This window comes from Methylorubrum podarium (assembly GCF_022179745.1).
Lineage (GTDB): Bacteria > Pseudomonadota > Alphaproteobacteria > Rhizobiales > Beijerinckiaceae > Methylobacterium > Methylobacterium podarium.
In genome coordinates, this window is record NZ_BPRD01000102.1 from 1 (window position 1) to 14,198 (window position 14,198).

At 70.7% G+C, this 14,198-nt stretch carries 13 protein-coding genes; 7 read left to right on the top strand and 6 right to left on the bottom strand.

The window, feature by feature from the left end:
- From MFF42_RS05290 to MFF42_RS05305, 4 genes are all read right to left on the bottom strand, one after another.
- On the bottom strand, window positions 1-284 hold a 284-nt coding region (locus MFF42_RS05290), incomplete at its 3' end, for a HigA family addiction module antitoxin (protein ID WP_238254831.1).
- An 83-nt stretch (window positions 285-367) separates the two neighbouring features.
- The gene (locus MFF42_RS05295) at window positions 368-691 is read right to left on the bottom strand and encodes a low molecular weight protein tyrosine phosphatase family protein (RefSeq protein ID WP_238254832.1); all 324 of its coding nucleotides are present in this window, start codon (window positions 689-691) and stop codon (window positions 368-370) included.
- A complete protein-coding gene (locus MFF42_RS05300; protein ID WP_238254833.1) occupies window positions 688-2,475 on the bottom strand; it encodes an ABC transporter ATP-binding protein in 1,788 nt (595 codons plus the stop codon). The genes MFF42_RS05295 and MFF42_RS05300 overlap by 4 nt, the downstream gene beginning before the upstream one ends.
- Before the next feature lie 408 nt (window positions 2,476-2,883).
- On the bottom strand, window positions 2,884-3,546 hold the full coding sequence (locus tag MFF42_RS05305) for a hypothetical protein (protein ID WP_238254834.1): 663 nt from the start codon (window positions 3,544-3,546) through the stop codon (window positions 2,884-2,886).
- Window positions 3,547-3,801: 255 nt separating this feature from the next.
- Here MFF42_RS05305 and cysC point away from each other — a divergent pair, with 255 nt between their 5' ends.
- The 4 genes from cysC (at window position 3,802) to MFF42_RS05325 (ending at window position 8,353) form a co-directional block, all read left to right on the top strand.
- Window positions 3,802-4,473, top strand: coding sequence for an adenylyl-sulfate kinase (gene cysC, locus MFF42_RS05310; protein ID WP_238254835.1), 672 nt, complete (start codon window positions 3,802-3,804; stop codon window positions 4,471-4,473).
- A gap of 100 nt (window positions 4,474-4,573) precedes the next feature.
- A complete protein-coding gene (locus MFF42_RS05315) occupies window positions 4,574-5,071 on the top strand; it encodes a (2Fe-2S)-binding protein (protein WP_238254836.1) in 498 nt (165 codons plus the stop codon).
- Window positions 5,068-6,117: an FAD binding domain-containing protein gene (locus MFF42_RS05320; RefSeq protein ID WP_238254837.1), complete on the top strand. Its 1,050-nt coding sequence runs from the start codon at window positions 5,068-5,070 to the stop codon at window positions 6,115-6,117. Before MFF42_RS05315 ends, MFF42_RS05320 begins: the two co-directional genes overlap by 4 nt.
- On the top strand, window positions 6,110-8,353 hold the full coding sequence (locus MFF42_RS05325) for a xanthine dehydrogenase family protein molybdopterin-binding subunit (protein ID WP_238254838.1): 2,244 nt from the start codon (window positions 6,110-6,112) through the stop codon (window positions 8,351-8,353). Before MFF42_RS05320 ends, MFF42_RS05325 begins: the two co-directional genes overlap by 8 nt.
- A gap of 56 nt (window positions 8,354-8,409) precedes the next feature.
- Here the strand turns inward: MFF42_RS05325 and MFF42_RS05330 are convergent, their stop codons facing one another.
- Together MFF42_RS05330 and MFF42_RS05335 are read right to left on the bottom strand one after the other, a co-directional pair.
- The gene (locus MFF42_RS05330; RefSeq protein WP_238254839.1) at window positions 8,410-8,961 is read right to left on the bottom strand and encodes a CinA family protein; all 552 of its coding nucleotides are present in this window, start codon (window positions 8,959-8,961) and stop codon (window positions 8,410-8,412) included.
- Window positions 8,958-10,280 carry a bifunctional 2-C-methyl-D-erythritol 4-phosphate cytidylyltransferase/2-C-methyl-D-erythritol 2,4-cyclodiphosphate synthase gene (locus MFF42_RS05335; protein ID WP_238254840.1) on the bottom strand — a complete coding sequence of 441 codons (1,323 nt, stop codon included), beginning with the start codon at window positions 10,278-10,280 and terminating at the stop codon, window positions 8,958-8,960. Before MFF42_RS05335 ends, MFF42_RS05330 begins: the two co-directional genes overlap by 4 nt.
- Window positions 10,281-10,408: 128 nt before the next feature.
- Here MFF42_RS05335 and dusB point away from each other — a divergent pair, with 128 nt between their 5' ends.
- Genes dusB through ntrC form a run of 3 tightly spaced genes read left to right on the top strand, consistent with a single transcriptional unit; the run spans window position 10,409 to window position 14,050 of the window.
- Complete coding sequence (gene dusB / locus MFF42_RS05340; RefSeq protein ID WP_238254841.1) at window positions 10,409-11,437, top strand: tRNA dihydrouridine synthase DusB; 1,029 nt, start codon at window positions 10,409-10,411, stop codon at window positions 11,435-11,437.
- Window positions 11,437-12,570, top strand: coding sequence for a two-component system sensor histidine kinase NtrB (locus MFF42_RS05345; RefSeq protein ID WP_238254842.1), 1,134 nt, complete (start codon window positions 11,437-11,439; stop codon window positions 12,568-12,570). The genes dusB and MFF42_RS05345 overlap by 1 nt, the downstream gene beginning before the upstream one ends.
- A 10-nt stretch (window positions 12,571-12,580) precedes the next feature.
- The gene (gene ntrC / locus MFF42_RS05350) at window positions 12,581-14,050 is read left to right on the top strand and encodes a nitrogen regulation protein NR(I) (protein WP_238254843.1); all 1,470 of its coding nucleotides are present in this window, start codon (window positions 12,581-12,583) and stop codon (window positions 14,048-14,050) included.
- The last annotated feature ends 148 nt before the right edge of the window (window positions 14,051-14,198 follow it).

Genomic DNA, 14,198 nt, shown 5'->3' on the forward strand with positions numbered 1-14,198 from the left:
TCGGCGGGCGCTCGCTGAGGAATGGTCGAGTAGTCCGTCTCAGCCTGTGCCTTGGAGAGATCGTAACCAGCCTGGAAATTCATCCAGAATTGCGGGGTCGTTCCGAAATAGCGCGCCAGTCGAAGCGCGGTGTCGGCCGTGATCCCGCGGCGCGTCCGGACGAGTTCCGTGATGCGATTGGCCGGGACGCCGATCTCGATTGCGAGCCGGCGGGCGCTGAGGCCGAGCGGCTGTAAATACTCTTCCGAGAGATACTCGCCGGGATGCGTGCGGATCCGCTTCATGGACGTCCCCTGAGTGCCAACAAGAAGATCAATGCTTCGGCCTTGTTTCCCGACCGGTCGCTCGCCCTTTGCGCCTCTGCCTCCTATCGCGGAAGGAACCGCCCCGCCCGCGCCTCCAGCAGAGTCACCAGCGCCGGCTCCATGAAGGCGTAGTCGTCGGGCACGTCGAGACAGACGATCCGGGCATGGCGCAGGGCCGGGCCGAGGCGGCGCATCAGCTTGCGCCGATGGGCGCGCTCCATCACCACGATGATCTCGGCCCAGGCGAGATGATCGGCGTCCACGGGCTCGTCGGCATCCTCCGAAACGCCGGCCGAGGCCGTTTCCACGCCCGGCCATCGCGAAAACACCTGTTCCGCGGTCGGGCTGCGGGCGCGGGCCCGGCCGCAGACGAACAGGATTCTCACGCGCTCTCCGCCAGCATCGTCTGCCGCTCGAACAGCGCCCGATAGGCGCCGTTCGGTCGCCGCATCAGCGCGGCGTGCGGCCCGTCCTCGACGACGCGGCCGCGGTCGAACACGAGGATGCGGTCGAGGGCGCGCACCGTCGAGAGACGGTGGGCGATGACGATGGCGGTGCGCCCGCGCATCAGCCGCTCCATCGCTTCCTGCACCAGCGCCTCGGATTCCGAATCGAGGCTGGAGGTCGCCTCGTCCAGGATCAGGATCGGCGCGTCCGCGAGGAACGCGCGGGCGAGCGCCACCCGCTGCCGCTCGCCGCCGGAGAGCTTCACCCCGCGCTCGCCCACCAGCGTGGCGTAGCCCTTCGGCAGCCGGGCGATGAAGTCGTGGGCGTTGGCGAGCCGCGCCGCCCGCTCGATCGCCTCCGCCGAGGCGCCGGGCCGGCCGTAGGCGATGTTCTCGGCGAGCGAGCGGTGGAACAGCACCGGCTCCTGCGGGACGATGGCGACCTGCGCCCGCAAGCTGGCCTGCGTCGCCGACGCCACGTCCTGCCCGTCGATGAGCACGCGCCCGCCGCTCACGTCGTAGAGCCGCTGGATCAGCTTGACGAAGGTGGTCTTGCCGGAGCCCGAGCGCCCGACGAGGCCGACGCGCTGGCCCGCCGGGATCGACACCGACAGCCCGTCGTAGAGCGGCGTGCCGTGCGTGCCGTAATGGAAGCGCACCCCGTCGAAGCGGATCGCGCCGCCGCTCACGGCGAGCGGCACCGCCCCCGGCCGGTCGGCGACGCCGACGGGCTCGGATTCGAGCGCGACCAGTTCCTCCATCTCGTTGACCGAGCGCTGCAGGTGGTTGATGTGGCCGCCGATGTCGCGGAGATAGCCGTGCACCACGAAGTAGGTGGTCAGCACGTAGGCGACCTCGCCGGGGCTCGCCTGCCCCTGCCACCACAGCCAGAGGGCCGTGGCGACGATCGCGGTGCGGAAGGCGAGCAGCAGCCCGAGCTGGGCCGTGCCGCTCCAGGTCACGATCATCCAGGTGCGCCGGGTGCGCCGCCGCCACTTCGACAGGACGCGGGCGAGCCGCTCGTCCTCCCGCGCCTCGGCGCCGAACGCCTTCACCACGGCGTTGTTGCCGATCGTATCGCTGAGCGCGCCGCCGAGCCGCGTGTCGAGGGCGTTCGAGAGCGTGGCCGCGGGCGCGATCACCCGCGTCGCCAGGACGATCGCGGTGCCGACATAGCCGAGCGCGCCGATCCCGATCACCGCACCCATGGCCGGCCAGTGCAGCCCGAGCACCACCGTCGTACCCGCGAGCACGACGACGGAGGGCAGGATCGAGAGCAGCAGCACGTCGTTCAGCCCGTCGAGCGCCCACATCCCGCGCGAGATCTTGCGCACGGTGGAGCCCGAGAAGGTGTTGGCGTGCCACTCGGTCGAGAAACGCTGCACGCGGGCGAAGCTCCGGCGGGCGATGTCGGACATGGTGCCGAGCGTGAGCGGCACCACGAGGCTCCAGGCGACGTGGCGCAGCACCACGGTCGCGAGGCTCAGCGCGGTCATCGCGGCGAAGGCCGGCAGCGCGGCCTGCAGGGCGGCGTGCCGCTCGGCGCCGGCGAGCGCATCGACCAGACGCCCGGCATAGAGCGGCAGCATCACGTCGGCCAAGGTGGCGAGCGTGATCGCGGAAACGAGGGCGGAGACGAGGCCGAGGCGCTCGCGCCAACCGCGGACGACGAAGGCGAGAACGCGGCGGACAGCATCCGCGCGCCGGGGGGAGGACAGGGACATGGCAGCGCCCGACGACGACGCGTCGGCTCCGAGGGACCCGGGCGCCGCGGGCCAAGGCCGCGGTCCGGCGAGATCAGATCGGGAAGGGTGCGTACGCCGCCTGGGCCGTCAGGCCGGGCGGCGGAGGAATGCGCCTAGGCGATTCCGGCAGGAAGCAAAGCGGTTCCTGCGCGAGGGGAGACGGTGCCGACAACCATGCTGCGCCTCCCTGCTCGAACGCGAATGCGTCGATAGTTAATCGACGCGAATCCGATTCGCAATGTTCTGCGCCGTTCGGCACGGCCCTGCAATGAACCCGATACCAAACCTAGTCTGTTGCTTCAGCTTCGAGAAATTCAGCGCATGCGCAGGGCAATCCGGCACATCGGACGTGCCGCATTGCGCGGGACGCCGCCTTTCCGTGCCTCGTCATCGCGTGTCCCGGCGCCAGCGCGCTTCGGCCCGGCGGTACAACTCCACATCCTCCGGATTGAGCTGTTCGAGATGCGCCCGCATCTCGGGATCGAGGGAGGGAGCGGTCAATCGGCTCAGGGGTGAGCGGCGGTTGCGGTGAAGCACCGGGAAAGCGGTGCCGAAACGAGCGTTGAGCCGGGCAACGAAACCGGCATAGTCCGACAGAATCCCGACCACGCCGACTTCATCGACATCCGCCGGGCCGAAGGATCTGCTCTGGATGTTCCTGTTCTCGGGCTTCTCGATGAAGACCTCGAAGCGGTCTTGCGTGCGCTTCTGCGCCTTCTGGAAGGTGTAATAGGAGAGCACCTGCTCCGGCACCGACCGGAACAGGGCGAAGGCGCGGGCCGGATCGTAGCAGGGCAGGTGGGCCGCGCTCATATGGCTCGCGAAGAAAGCGATGTCGTGCGCGACGATGTGGTCGGAGAGCGCCGCCAGCTTGCCCTCGATCGGCAAGTCCGGGCTGTGATGCATCACTTCGTTCGCGAATGGGCTGGTCGTCTTCGCATCACGCCCATAGGCCATCAGGATCTTCGAGCGTGGAAAAATCTGTTCAGCGGCGCGGCGCAGGCTTGTCCCGCCCGTCTTAGGCAGATGGATGAAGAAAAGCGGCGCCATCTGGGACTCTCATTCGCTGAATAGCCACGGGCTACCCAGCGATCTATCGGGTGACGGTATGGTTGTTCCTCGGCAGGCGCGTTAACATCGTTATGTTTCTCGATTTTGCATGAATCTAAGCGTTTTCTTTTCACGCGAGGCGTGAGACACGGTTCCTCAACCGAGCCGGCTAGACGCCGGCGGACGCGCAGATCAAGGTTGCTCACTGCATCGTTCGATGGCGATCCGTGGCAGCCGGGGAAACCGCTCAAGGCGATGACTCTCACGACCACACGCAAGTCCGACGTGACGTGGCAGCCGCTGCAACCGCGCGAGCGGCGCTGGGCCCGGATGGGACAACGCCCGGCCATCGCGTGGCTGACCGGTCTGTCCGGCGCCGGAAAGTCGACCATCGCCGACGCGGTCGATCGGGGACTGACGGAAGCCGGCCGCAGCACCATGGTGCTCGACGGCGACAACCTTCGTCAGGGTCTCAACCGCGACCTCGGCTTCACGGCGGCCGACCGGGTCGAGAATATCCGCCGCGCCGCAGAGGCCGCCCGCCTCATGGCGGATGCCGGCCTCGTGGTGATCGTGTCACTCATCTCGCCGTTCCGCGCCGAGCGGGCGGCAGCGCGGGCCATCGCGGGGGACATCCCCTTCCTCGAAGTCTTCATCGACACGCCGCTCGCGGTCTGCGAAGCGCGCGATCCCAAGGGTCTCTACGATCGTGCCCGGGCCGGCAAGATTCCGAACTTCACCGGGATCTCGGCCCCCTACGAGGCGCCGGACGCGCCGGATCTCGCGCTCCAGACCCGCAATCAAGCCGTGATGGAGAGCGCGCAGCCGCTCATCGATGTGCTGCTGAACCTGAGCGCCGAAACGCGAACAGAGGCGGAGAGCATCGCGGTCCGGGATTCGCGGCGATTGGGCATCCGTCGCGGCTGAGGCGGGCTGACCGAATCCGTTTCGCCGCACTGGTCGCCGGAAACGGCCGGGCTAATTGAAACGCTTCCAGACAGGACGCGGGCCTGGGAGCCGTCTCCGCATGACTTTTCGTCTGACGCTGACCGTCAACGGTGAGCCCCGCGCGATCGAACTCGACGATCCGCGGGTCACCCTCCTCGATCTCCTTCGTGAACGCCTCGATCTGACCGGCTCGAAGAAGGGCTGCGACCGGGGCCAGTGCGGCGCCTGCACGGTGCTCGTGAACGGGCGGCGGGTGAATTCCTGCCTCGCGCTCGCCGTGAGCCTCGACGGTGCCGAGGTTCTCACCATCGAGGGCTTGGCCCGGGGCGAGCAGCTTCACCCGGTCCAGTCCGCCTTCATCGAGCATGACGGCTTCCAGTGCGGCTTCTGCACGCCGGGGCAGATCATGAGCGCCGTCGGCCTGATCCGCGAAGGCCAGGCGGGCGACGATCCCGAGCGGGTCCGAGAGGGGATGAGCGGCAATCTCTGCCGCTGCGGCGCCTATATCGGCATCACGCAGGCCGTCCTCGACGCGCAGGCCCGGCTGGCCGGCACCGAGCAGGGAGAGGCCGCGTGAACCGCTTCGACTACGTCCGCGCGGGGAGCGTCGCCGAGGCCGTCGCCGCGGCCGCCGAGCCGGGTGCGGCCTACCTCGCCGCCGGCACCAATCTCCTCGACCTGATGAAGGGCAACATCGCCCGTCCCGGCCGGCTCGTGGACGTGACGCATCTGCCGGGCCTCGACCGGATCGAGCATCTGCCCGGTGGCGGGGTGCGCATCGGCGCCCTCGTCCGCAACAGCGACCTCGCCTACGACCGGGGCTTCGCGAAGGCGCATCCGGCGGTGGCGGAAGCGCTGTTGTCCGGCGCCTCGGCGCAGTTGCGCAACGCCGCGACGGTGGCCGGCAACCTGCTGCAGCGGACCCGCTGCCCCTACTTCTACGACCCGGCAAGCGCCTGCAACAAGCGCGACCCCGGCGCCGGCTGCGACGCGCGGGGCGGCGAGACGCGGCTTCACGCCGTGCTCGGCTGGAGCGAGCACTGCATCGCGACGCACCCGTCCGATTTCTGCGTGCCGCTGGTCTCGCTCGACGCGGTCGTCGAGATCGAGGGCAAGGGCGGCGCCCGCGAGGTGCCGCTCGACGCGCTCTACCGGCTTCCCGAGGATCGGCCGGACCGGGAGACGGTGCTGGAGCCTGGCGATCTCATCGTGGCGCTCCGCCTGCCGGCGGAGGCGGCGGTATTCGCCGGCCATTCCCGCTACCTCAAGGTCCGCGACCGCACGTCCTACGCCTTCGCCGTGGTCTCGGCGGCGGCCTCGCTGCGGCTCGACGGCGGACGGATCGGCGAGGCGCGGATCGCGCTCGGCGGCGTCGCGCTCAAGCCGTGGCGCGCCCGCGCCGCCGAGACGGTGCTGGCCGGCGCGGAGGCGAGCGAACGGAGCTTCGCAGAGGCGGCCGACGCGGCCCTCGCGGAAGCCCGGCCTTCCGGCGACAACGCCTTCAAGATCGAGCTCGCCCGCCGCCTGATCGTGCGGGCGCTGACCCTGGCCGCCGCCGGCACTCCGGAGCGCCTGCCGGCGCTCCCGGCCTCCGCCTTCTCGGGAGACGCGCTCCATGCCTGACATCGCCTACGAGCAGGCCCGGCACGGGTCGAGCATCGGCCAGCCGCTCACCCGCCGCGACGGCCTCCTGAAGGTCACCGGAGCGGCGACCTACGCCGCCGACAACCGCCCGGAGGGGCTGCTCCACGCGGTGGTGGCGGTGAGCCGCATCGCCCGCGGCCGCGTCATCGGCCTCGACGTCGCGGCGGCCAAGGCCCATCCGGGCGTCGTCGAGGTGATGACGGGCGCCAACGCCCCGCGGCTCGCCCAGGACCCGGACGCGAAGGACAACCCCTTCATGTTCCGGCTCGATCTGCTGCAGAACGACCGGGTCCGCTACGCTCACCAGCCGATCGCGGTGGTGATCGCCGAGACGCTGGAGGCGGCGACCGAGGCCGCCGAGCTGCTGGCCCCGCGCTACGAGGTGGAGCCGCCGCGCATCGGGCTCGACGCCGACGAACCGCAGGTGCCCGAGGGCGTCGGCGCGGGCGACAAGACGACCGCGTCGCGCGGCGATGTCGAGGCCGGGCTGGGCCAGGCCGAGCGCCGGGTCGAGACGACCTACGAGACCGCGGCGCAGTACCACAACGCCCTCGAACCCCACGCCATCGTCGCGCAGTGGGACGGCGACCGGCTGATCGTCGACACGCCGAGCCAGGGTCTCGCCATGGCCAAGCTCCGGCTCGCCGGCCTGTTCGGCCTCGATCCGAAGAACGTCCTGGTCCGCTCGCCCTTCCTCGGCGGCGGCTTCGGCTCGAAGGGCTTCCTGTCCGGGCCGCAGGTGCTCGGCGTGATGGCGGCCAAGCTCGTCGGCCGGCCGGTGAAGCTGGTGCTGCGTCGGGAGCAGATGTTCGGCCCCGTCGGCCACCGCGCCGAGACGCGCCAGACGCTGCGGCTCGGCACCGATGCGTCGGGCGCGCTCACCGCCCTCGACCACCATACCCTGACCGCTACGAGCCGGTTCGACGATTTCTACGAGCCGGCCAGCGCCATCTCGCGCTACCTCTATGCCGCGCCCGCGGTCTCGACCCGCCATTCGGGCGTGCGCGTCGATACCGGCACGCCGCTCTTCATGCGCGCGCCCGGCGAGGCCTCGGGCAGCGTCGCGCTGGAGGGCGCCATCGACGAGATGGCGGAAGCCTGCGGCCTCGATCCGCTGGAGTTCCGCCTGCGGAACTATGCCGAGGCCGAGCCGATCTCCGGCCGCCCCTTCTCGTCGAAGGCCCTGCGGGAGTGCTACGCGCAGGGCGCGGCCCGCTTCGGCTGGGACAAGCGCAGTCCGGCGCCCCGCTCGATGCGCGATTCCGCCGGCCGGCTCGTCGGCTACGGCATGGGCACCGCGCTGTTCCCGGCCCTGATGATGCAGGCGGAGGCGCGGGCCGAGATCCGGGCCGACGGCACCGGCACGGTGGCGCTCGGCGCCCACGATATGGGGCAGGGCGCCTGGACCGCGCTGGCGCAGATCGCTGCCGACGGGCTCGGGATCGACCTTGACCGGCTCGATTTCCAGAGCGGCACCTCGGACCTGCCGAATGCCGGCATCGCCGGCGGCTCGGCCCACACGGCCACCGCCGGCTCGGCGATCCATTCCGCCGCCGCGGCGGTGCTGGCGGAGCTCGCGGAGCTTGCCACCAACGACGAGCGCTCGCCCCTGTTCGGGGCCGGCAATGCCGGCGTCTACGCAAGCAACGGGCGGCTGGTGCGCCGGGACGACGAGGGGCGCAGCGAATCCTTCTCCGAGATCCTGAACCGGACCGGCCGCGCCTCCATCTCGGCGCAGGGGCAGGGCGCCGCCGATCCGGCTTCCCGTGAGGCCTACGCCATGCACGCGCACGGCGCGGTCTTCGCCGAGGTCAGCGTCGATCCCGATCTCGGCCAGATCCGCGTCACCCGCCTCGTCGGCGCCTTCGCCGCCGGCCGGGTGGTCAACCCGCGCCTGGTCACCAGCCAGTATTACGGCGGCATGATCTGGGGCGTGTCCTTCGCGCTCCATGAGAACGCCGTGGTCGATCCCCGTTCGGGCCGCGTCATGAACGCCAATCTCGGCGAGTACCACGTGCCGGTGAATGCCGACGTGCCGTCGATCGAGGCGATCCTCGTGGACGAGCACGACCCGCATGTGAACCCGCTCGGCATCAAGGGCGTCGGCGAGATCGGCATCACCGGCACCGCGGGCGCGATCGCCAACGCGGTCTACCACGCGACGGGCATCCGGGTGCGCCGGACGCCGATCACGCTGGACCGATTGTTGGGGTGAGATCCGACGTCTCCGCCGTCCTTGCGAGGCGGAGCCGAAGCCATCCAGCGATCGCTTTATTCGGAACTGTCTCGCCGCTGGATGGCTTCGCCATCCGGCTCGCAATGACGGTGGAGGCCGACTGCCTCCTCCAGCAACGCCAGGGCCTCCGCCACCGACAGCCGCCGGATCTCGGCCCGTCCCGGATCTCCGAAGCGGCGCTCGACGTGCCGGGTCGCTCCGCCTCTCACGGCGAGGCCGAAATGCACCAGCCCGACCGGCTTCGCCTCGCTGCCGCCGCCCGGACCGGCGATGCCGGTGACGGAGACCGCGATGTCCGCCCGTGACGCTCCGAGCGCCCCCTCTGCCATGGCGCGGGCGACGGGTTCGCTCACCGCTCCGTGCGCGACGATGAGGTCCGTAGGCACGCCGATGGCTTCGGCCTTGGCCTCGTTGGAATAGGTGACGAAACCGCGCTCCACCACAACCGAGGATCCGGGCACCGCGGTGAGCAGCCCGGCGACGAGGCCGCCGGTGCAGGATTCGGCGGTCGCGATTTGTTTGGCCGCCGCCGCGTAGGCTCGCACCAGCGCCTCGGCGCGGGCGAGCAGGGCGGCGTCGGCGATCACGAGCGGCGCTCGTTGGTCTCCGCTTCGGTCTCGAGCTCGGCGCAGACCTCCGGCAGCCGCACCGTCGCGGCGGCCTGGGCGGCAAGGCCCTCGGCCCGGCCGACGAAGCCGAGCTTTTCCGTCGTCGTCGCCTTGATCGAGACGGAAGAGAGCGGCACGCCCGCGACCTCGGCGATGCGGGCGCGGATCGCCTCTCGGTGCGGGCCGATGCGCGGAGCCTCCGCCAGCACGGTTACGTCGAGATGGTCGATCTTGCCGCCGCGCGCCCGCACCAATTCGCAGGCATGGGCCAGGAACTGGTCGGAGGCGGCGCCGCGCCACTTCTCGTCGGAGGGCGGGAAGTGGGTGCCGATATCGCCGTCGGCGATGGCGCCGAGGAGCGCGTCGGTGAGCGCGTGCAGGGCCACGTCGCCGTCGGAATGGGCGAGCACGCCCCGGTCGGCGGGGATCTTCACGCCGCCGAGCCAGACATGGTCGCCCTCCGTGAAGGCGTGGACGTCGAAGCCGGTGCCGAGGCGGGTCACGTAGGTGGTCATGGCACCATCAGATATCGCGGGCGACGGTTCGGAGAAAGCCCGGCCGGAGAATGCCCGATCGGCCTCGATCAGGTCCGCGGCCTGGGTGATCTTGCGGTTCCGCGGGTCGCCCTCGAACACGACGACCGGCAACCCGGCCCATTCGGCGAGCGCCCCGTCATCGGTGAAGCCGTCGCGCCCCTCGGCGACCGCCCGGCGATGGGCATCGAGGAGCAGGCCGAAGCGGAAGCTCTGCGGCGTCTGCACCGCGCGAAGGTTTTCCCGGGCTGGGGTCTCGTGGACGCGTCCGATCCCCGGCGCGATCTCCTCGACGAGCTTGATCGTGTCCGAGACCGCGATCCCCGGCACCGACGCGCCGTGCTGGCTCCCCGCCGCGACCGCCCGGGCGATCAAGGCCTCGTCCACGAAGGGCCGCGCCGCGTCGTGGACGAGCACGAGGTCGGGCGTGCCGGCGCGGGCGAGCCCTTCGAGCCCGGCCGCCACCGATTGCTGGCGCGTCGCCCCCCCGGGAACCGGTTCCGCGAGTTTCTCTCGGTGCGCCGGTTCGAGGTCGGCGAGGCACTCGCGATAGAAATCCTGCGCGTCCGGCGCGATCACCGGCTGGATCCGGGCGATGCGGGGGGACGCCGCCAGCGCCGCAAGCGTCCGCGTCAGAACGGCGCGGCCGCCGACGCGGCGATATTGCTTCGGCAGGTCTCCGCCGACCCGCAGGCCCTTGCCGGCCGCGACCACGACCGCCGCCACCGTTTCGCTGCCCTGCGACCGCGCGGCTTCATCGGACATGCTCGGGCCTCGAATGGAAATCATCTGGGGATGGATGGGGATCGCCGCGTCCTTATGCGTCAAGAAGCGCGAAGGCAAACGCGGCAGACGCTTGCGTCCGCCCGCCATTTGGCTATTTCTTGTGCACAATGACAGCTGATCATTATTTGAGCGCACTGCGCGGGGCGGACAACCGGGGGGCGAAGAGTCCGCCGGTGCTGCTGGCGCCGCTGTCGGGTGTCACCGATCTCCACATGCGCCGCCTCGCGCAGCGGCTCGGTGCCAGCGCCGTCGTCTCGGAAATGGTCGCGGCCGCCGAACTCGCGAAGGGTGATGCCGAATCGCAGGTTCGGGCCGAGGGCGACGGCGTCGATCCCCACGTGGTGCAGCTCGCCGGCTGCGCGCCCGAGCCGATGGCGGAGGCCGCCCGGATCGCCGTGGCGAACGGGGCGGACGCCATCGACATCAACATGGGCTGCCCGGCCAAGACCGTGACCGGCGGCGAATCCGGCTCGGCGCTGATGCGCGACCTCGACCATGCCGCGCGGCTCCTCGCGGCGGCGCGGGGCGCGGTGGACGTGCCGGTGACGGTGAAGATGCGGCTTGGCTGGGATCACGCGAGCCTCAACGCCGCCGAACTGGCGCGCCGCGCCGAGGCGCTCGGGCTCGACGGCGTGACGGTCCACGGCCGCACCCGGCAGCAATTCTACAAGGGCCGGGCCGACTGGTCGGCGATCCGCCCCGTGGTCGAGGCGGTGCGCATCCCCGTCATCGCCAACGGCGACGTCACGAGCCTCGACGAGGCCCGCGCCTGCCTCGCCCAGTCCGGTGCGGCGGGCGTAATGGTCGGGCGCGCGGCGGTCGGCCGTCCCTGGCTCGTCGGCGCGATCGCCGCCGGGCTCGCCGGCCGGGCGGCCGCGCCGCTCACGGCGGAGCAGCGCGCGGCGGTCGCGGCCGAGCATTACGAGGGGCTGATCGCGCTCTACGGCGCGGCGATGGGCGTGCGCCACGCCCGCAAGCATCTCGCGGCCTATGCCGACGCGGCCGGCGGGCTCGGCGCGGACGACCGGCGCCGCCTCGTCACCACGCACGATCCCGCGGAGGCGTTGCGTCTCCTGCGGCGCGCATTTCTCGAACCGGCCGGGGCGGCGGCGACGCCCCTCGGCGAGGCGGCCTGATGCCCTTCTCCGATGAGCCCGCCCCCGAATCCCTGCCGCCGGCCGAGGCGGTGCTGAACTCGCTGCCGCTGCCGGTGCTCACCATCGGGCCCGACGAGCGGATCCTGCGGGTCAACCACGCCGCCGAACTGTTCTTCGACGCCTCCGCCCGGCTGATGCTGCGCGGGCGGCTTCGCGACATCATCCCGTTCTCCTCGCCGATCATCGCGCTGGTGGCCGAGGTGCGCCGCCGCCGCTCCTCCGTGTCGGAATACCGGGTCGAACTGGTCCAGCCGCGCTCGGGGACGGAGCGCAGCGTCGACGTCTTCGCCACGCCCCTGCGCGACGAGGACGATTCGGTGGTGCTGATGCTCCAGGAGCGCACCATCGCCGACAAGATGAACCGGCAGCTCACCCATCGGGGCGCCGCCCGCTCGATGGTCGCGCTCGGCGCCATGCTGGCCCACGAGATCAAGAACCCGCTCGCCGGCATCCGCGGCGCGGCGCAACTGCTCGAACAGGAGCGCGACGACGAGGATCGTCTCCTCACCCGCCTGATCTGCGACGAGTCGGACCGGATCGTGCGCATCGTCGAGCGGATGGAGCTGTTCGGCGACGAGCGGCCGGTGGAGCGCGGCCCCGTCAACGTCCACGGCGTGCTCGATCAGGTGAAGCGCTCGGCCCAGTCGGGCTTCGCCCGTCACATCCGCTTCATCGAGAACTACGACCCTTCGCTGCCGCCCGTCCTCGGCAACCGGGACCAGTTGATCCAGGTGATCCTCAACCTCGTGAAGAACGCGGCGGAGGCCATCGGCACCGACACGGTCGAGGGCGAGATCACGCTCTCCACCGCCTTCCGCACGGGCCTGCGCCTGCAGATTCCCGGCTCCCGCGAGCGCGTCAGCCTGCCGATCGAGGTGGCGGTGCGCGACAACGGGCCGGGTATTCCGCCCGACATGCTGTCCGACCTGTTCGACCCCTTCGTCACCACCAAGGTGCAGGGATCCGGCCTCGGACTTGCATTAGTGGCCAAGATCGTCGGCGACCATGGGGGCATCGTCGAATGCGATCCCGTTCCCCGCCGCACCGCCTTCCGGATCCTGCTTCCCATGTCGAGCGCCCGCGACGGGCGTGAATCGGCCGCGGAGCGTTGAGTCGAGAGCCATGCCCAACGGCCACATCATCGTCGCGGACGACGACGCCGCGATCCGCACCGTTCTCAACCAGGCCCTCTCCCGGGCCGGCTACGAGGTGCGCACCACCTCGAATTGCTCGACGCTCTGGCGCTGGGTCGCCCAGGGCGAGGGCGACCTCGTCATCACCGACGTGATGATGCCCGACGAGAACGTGTTCGACCTGCTGCCGCGCATTAAGCGGGTGCGGCCCGAACTGCCGATCATCGTCATGAGCGCGCAGAACACCTTCATGACCGCGATCCGCGCCTCCGAGCGTGGCGCCTACGAGTACCTGCCGAAGCCCTTCGACCTGAAGGAGCTGACGGCGATCGTCGGCCGCGCCCTCTCCCGTCCCCGGGGGACGCCCGCGCCCGGGGCCGGGCCGGAGAACGAGGACATCCCGCTGGTGGGCCGCTCGCCGGCCATGCAGGAGATCTACCGGGCGCTCGCCCGGCTGATGCCGACCGATCTCACCGTGATGATCACGGGCGAGTCCGGCACCGGCAAGGAACTGGTCGCCCGCGCGCTGCACGATTACGGCCGCCGCCGCACCGGGCCGTTCGTGCCCGTCAACATGGCGGCGATCCCGCGCGACCTGATCGAATCCGAACTCTTCGGCCACGAGAAGGGTGCCTTCACCGGCGCGCTCTCCCGCTCCGCCGGCCGCTTCGAGCAGGCGGAGGGCGGCACGCTCTTCCTCGACGAGATCGGCGACATGCCGATGGAGGCGCAGACCCGGCTGCTGCGCGTGCTTCAGCAGGGCGAGTACACCACCGTCGGCGGGCGCGTGCCGATCAAGACCAATGTCCGCATCATCGCCGCCACCAACAAGGACCTTCGCGTCTCGATCCAGCAGGGCATCTTCCGCGAGGACCTGTTCTTCCGCCTCAACGTCGTGCCGTTGCGCCTGCCGGCCCTGCGCGAGCGCTCCGAGGACGTGCCGGACCTGATCCGCCACTTCTTCGTGCTGGTCGAGCGCGAGGGCCTGACCCGCAAGACGCTCGACGCCGACGCCATGGAGCGGCTCAAGCGCTACCGCTGGCCGGGCAACGTGCGCGAGCTGGAAAACCTCGTTCGCCGCCTCGCGGCGCTCTACCCGCAGGAGACCATCACCGGTCCGGTCATCGAGGCGGAGCTCGACACCCTGCCGCTCGCCCAGCCCGCCGCCGTCAACGGCAACGGGGCGGCCCGCAAGAACGGAGCCTCCGACAGCGAGACCCTGTCCGGCGCGGTCGAGCGGCACCTCGCCGACTATTTCTCGGGCTATCGCGACACGCTGCCCCCGCCCGGCCTCTATCACCGCATCCTGCGCGAGATCGAAGGCCCGCTGATCGGCGCGGCGCTCGCCGCCACCCGCGGCAACCAGATCCGTGCCGCGGAGCTTCTGGGGGTCAACCGCAACACCCTGCGCAAGAAGGTGCGGGATCTCGATCTGCAGGTGTTTCGCACGTCGCGGTGAAGGTGCTGCAATCGGGGGCGTTGTCGCGGCTCCGAGGCAACCGAACCAGCGCCGTCATTCCGGGACGCCGGAGGCGAACCGGGCATCGACCTGTGATAAGAATTCCAGTTGTATACCTCGGGTTTTGCCCTCCCCCGTCATCGCGAGG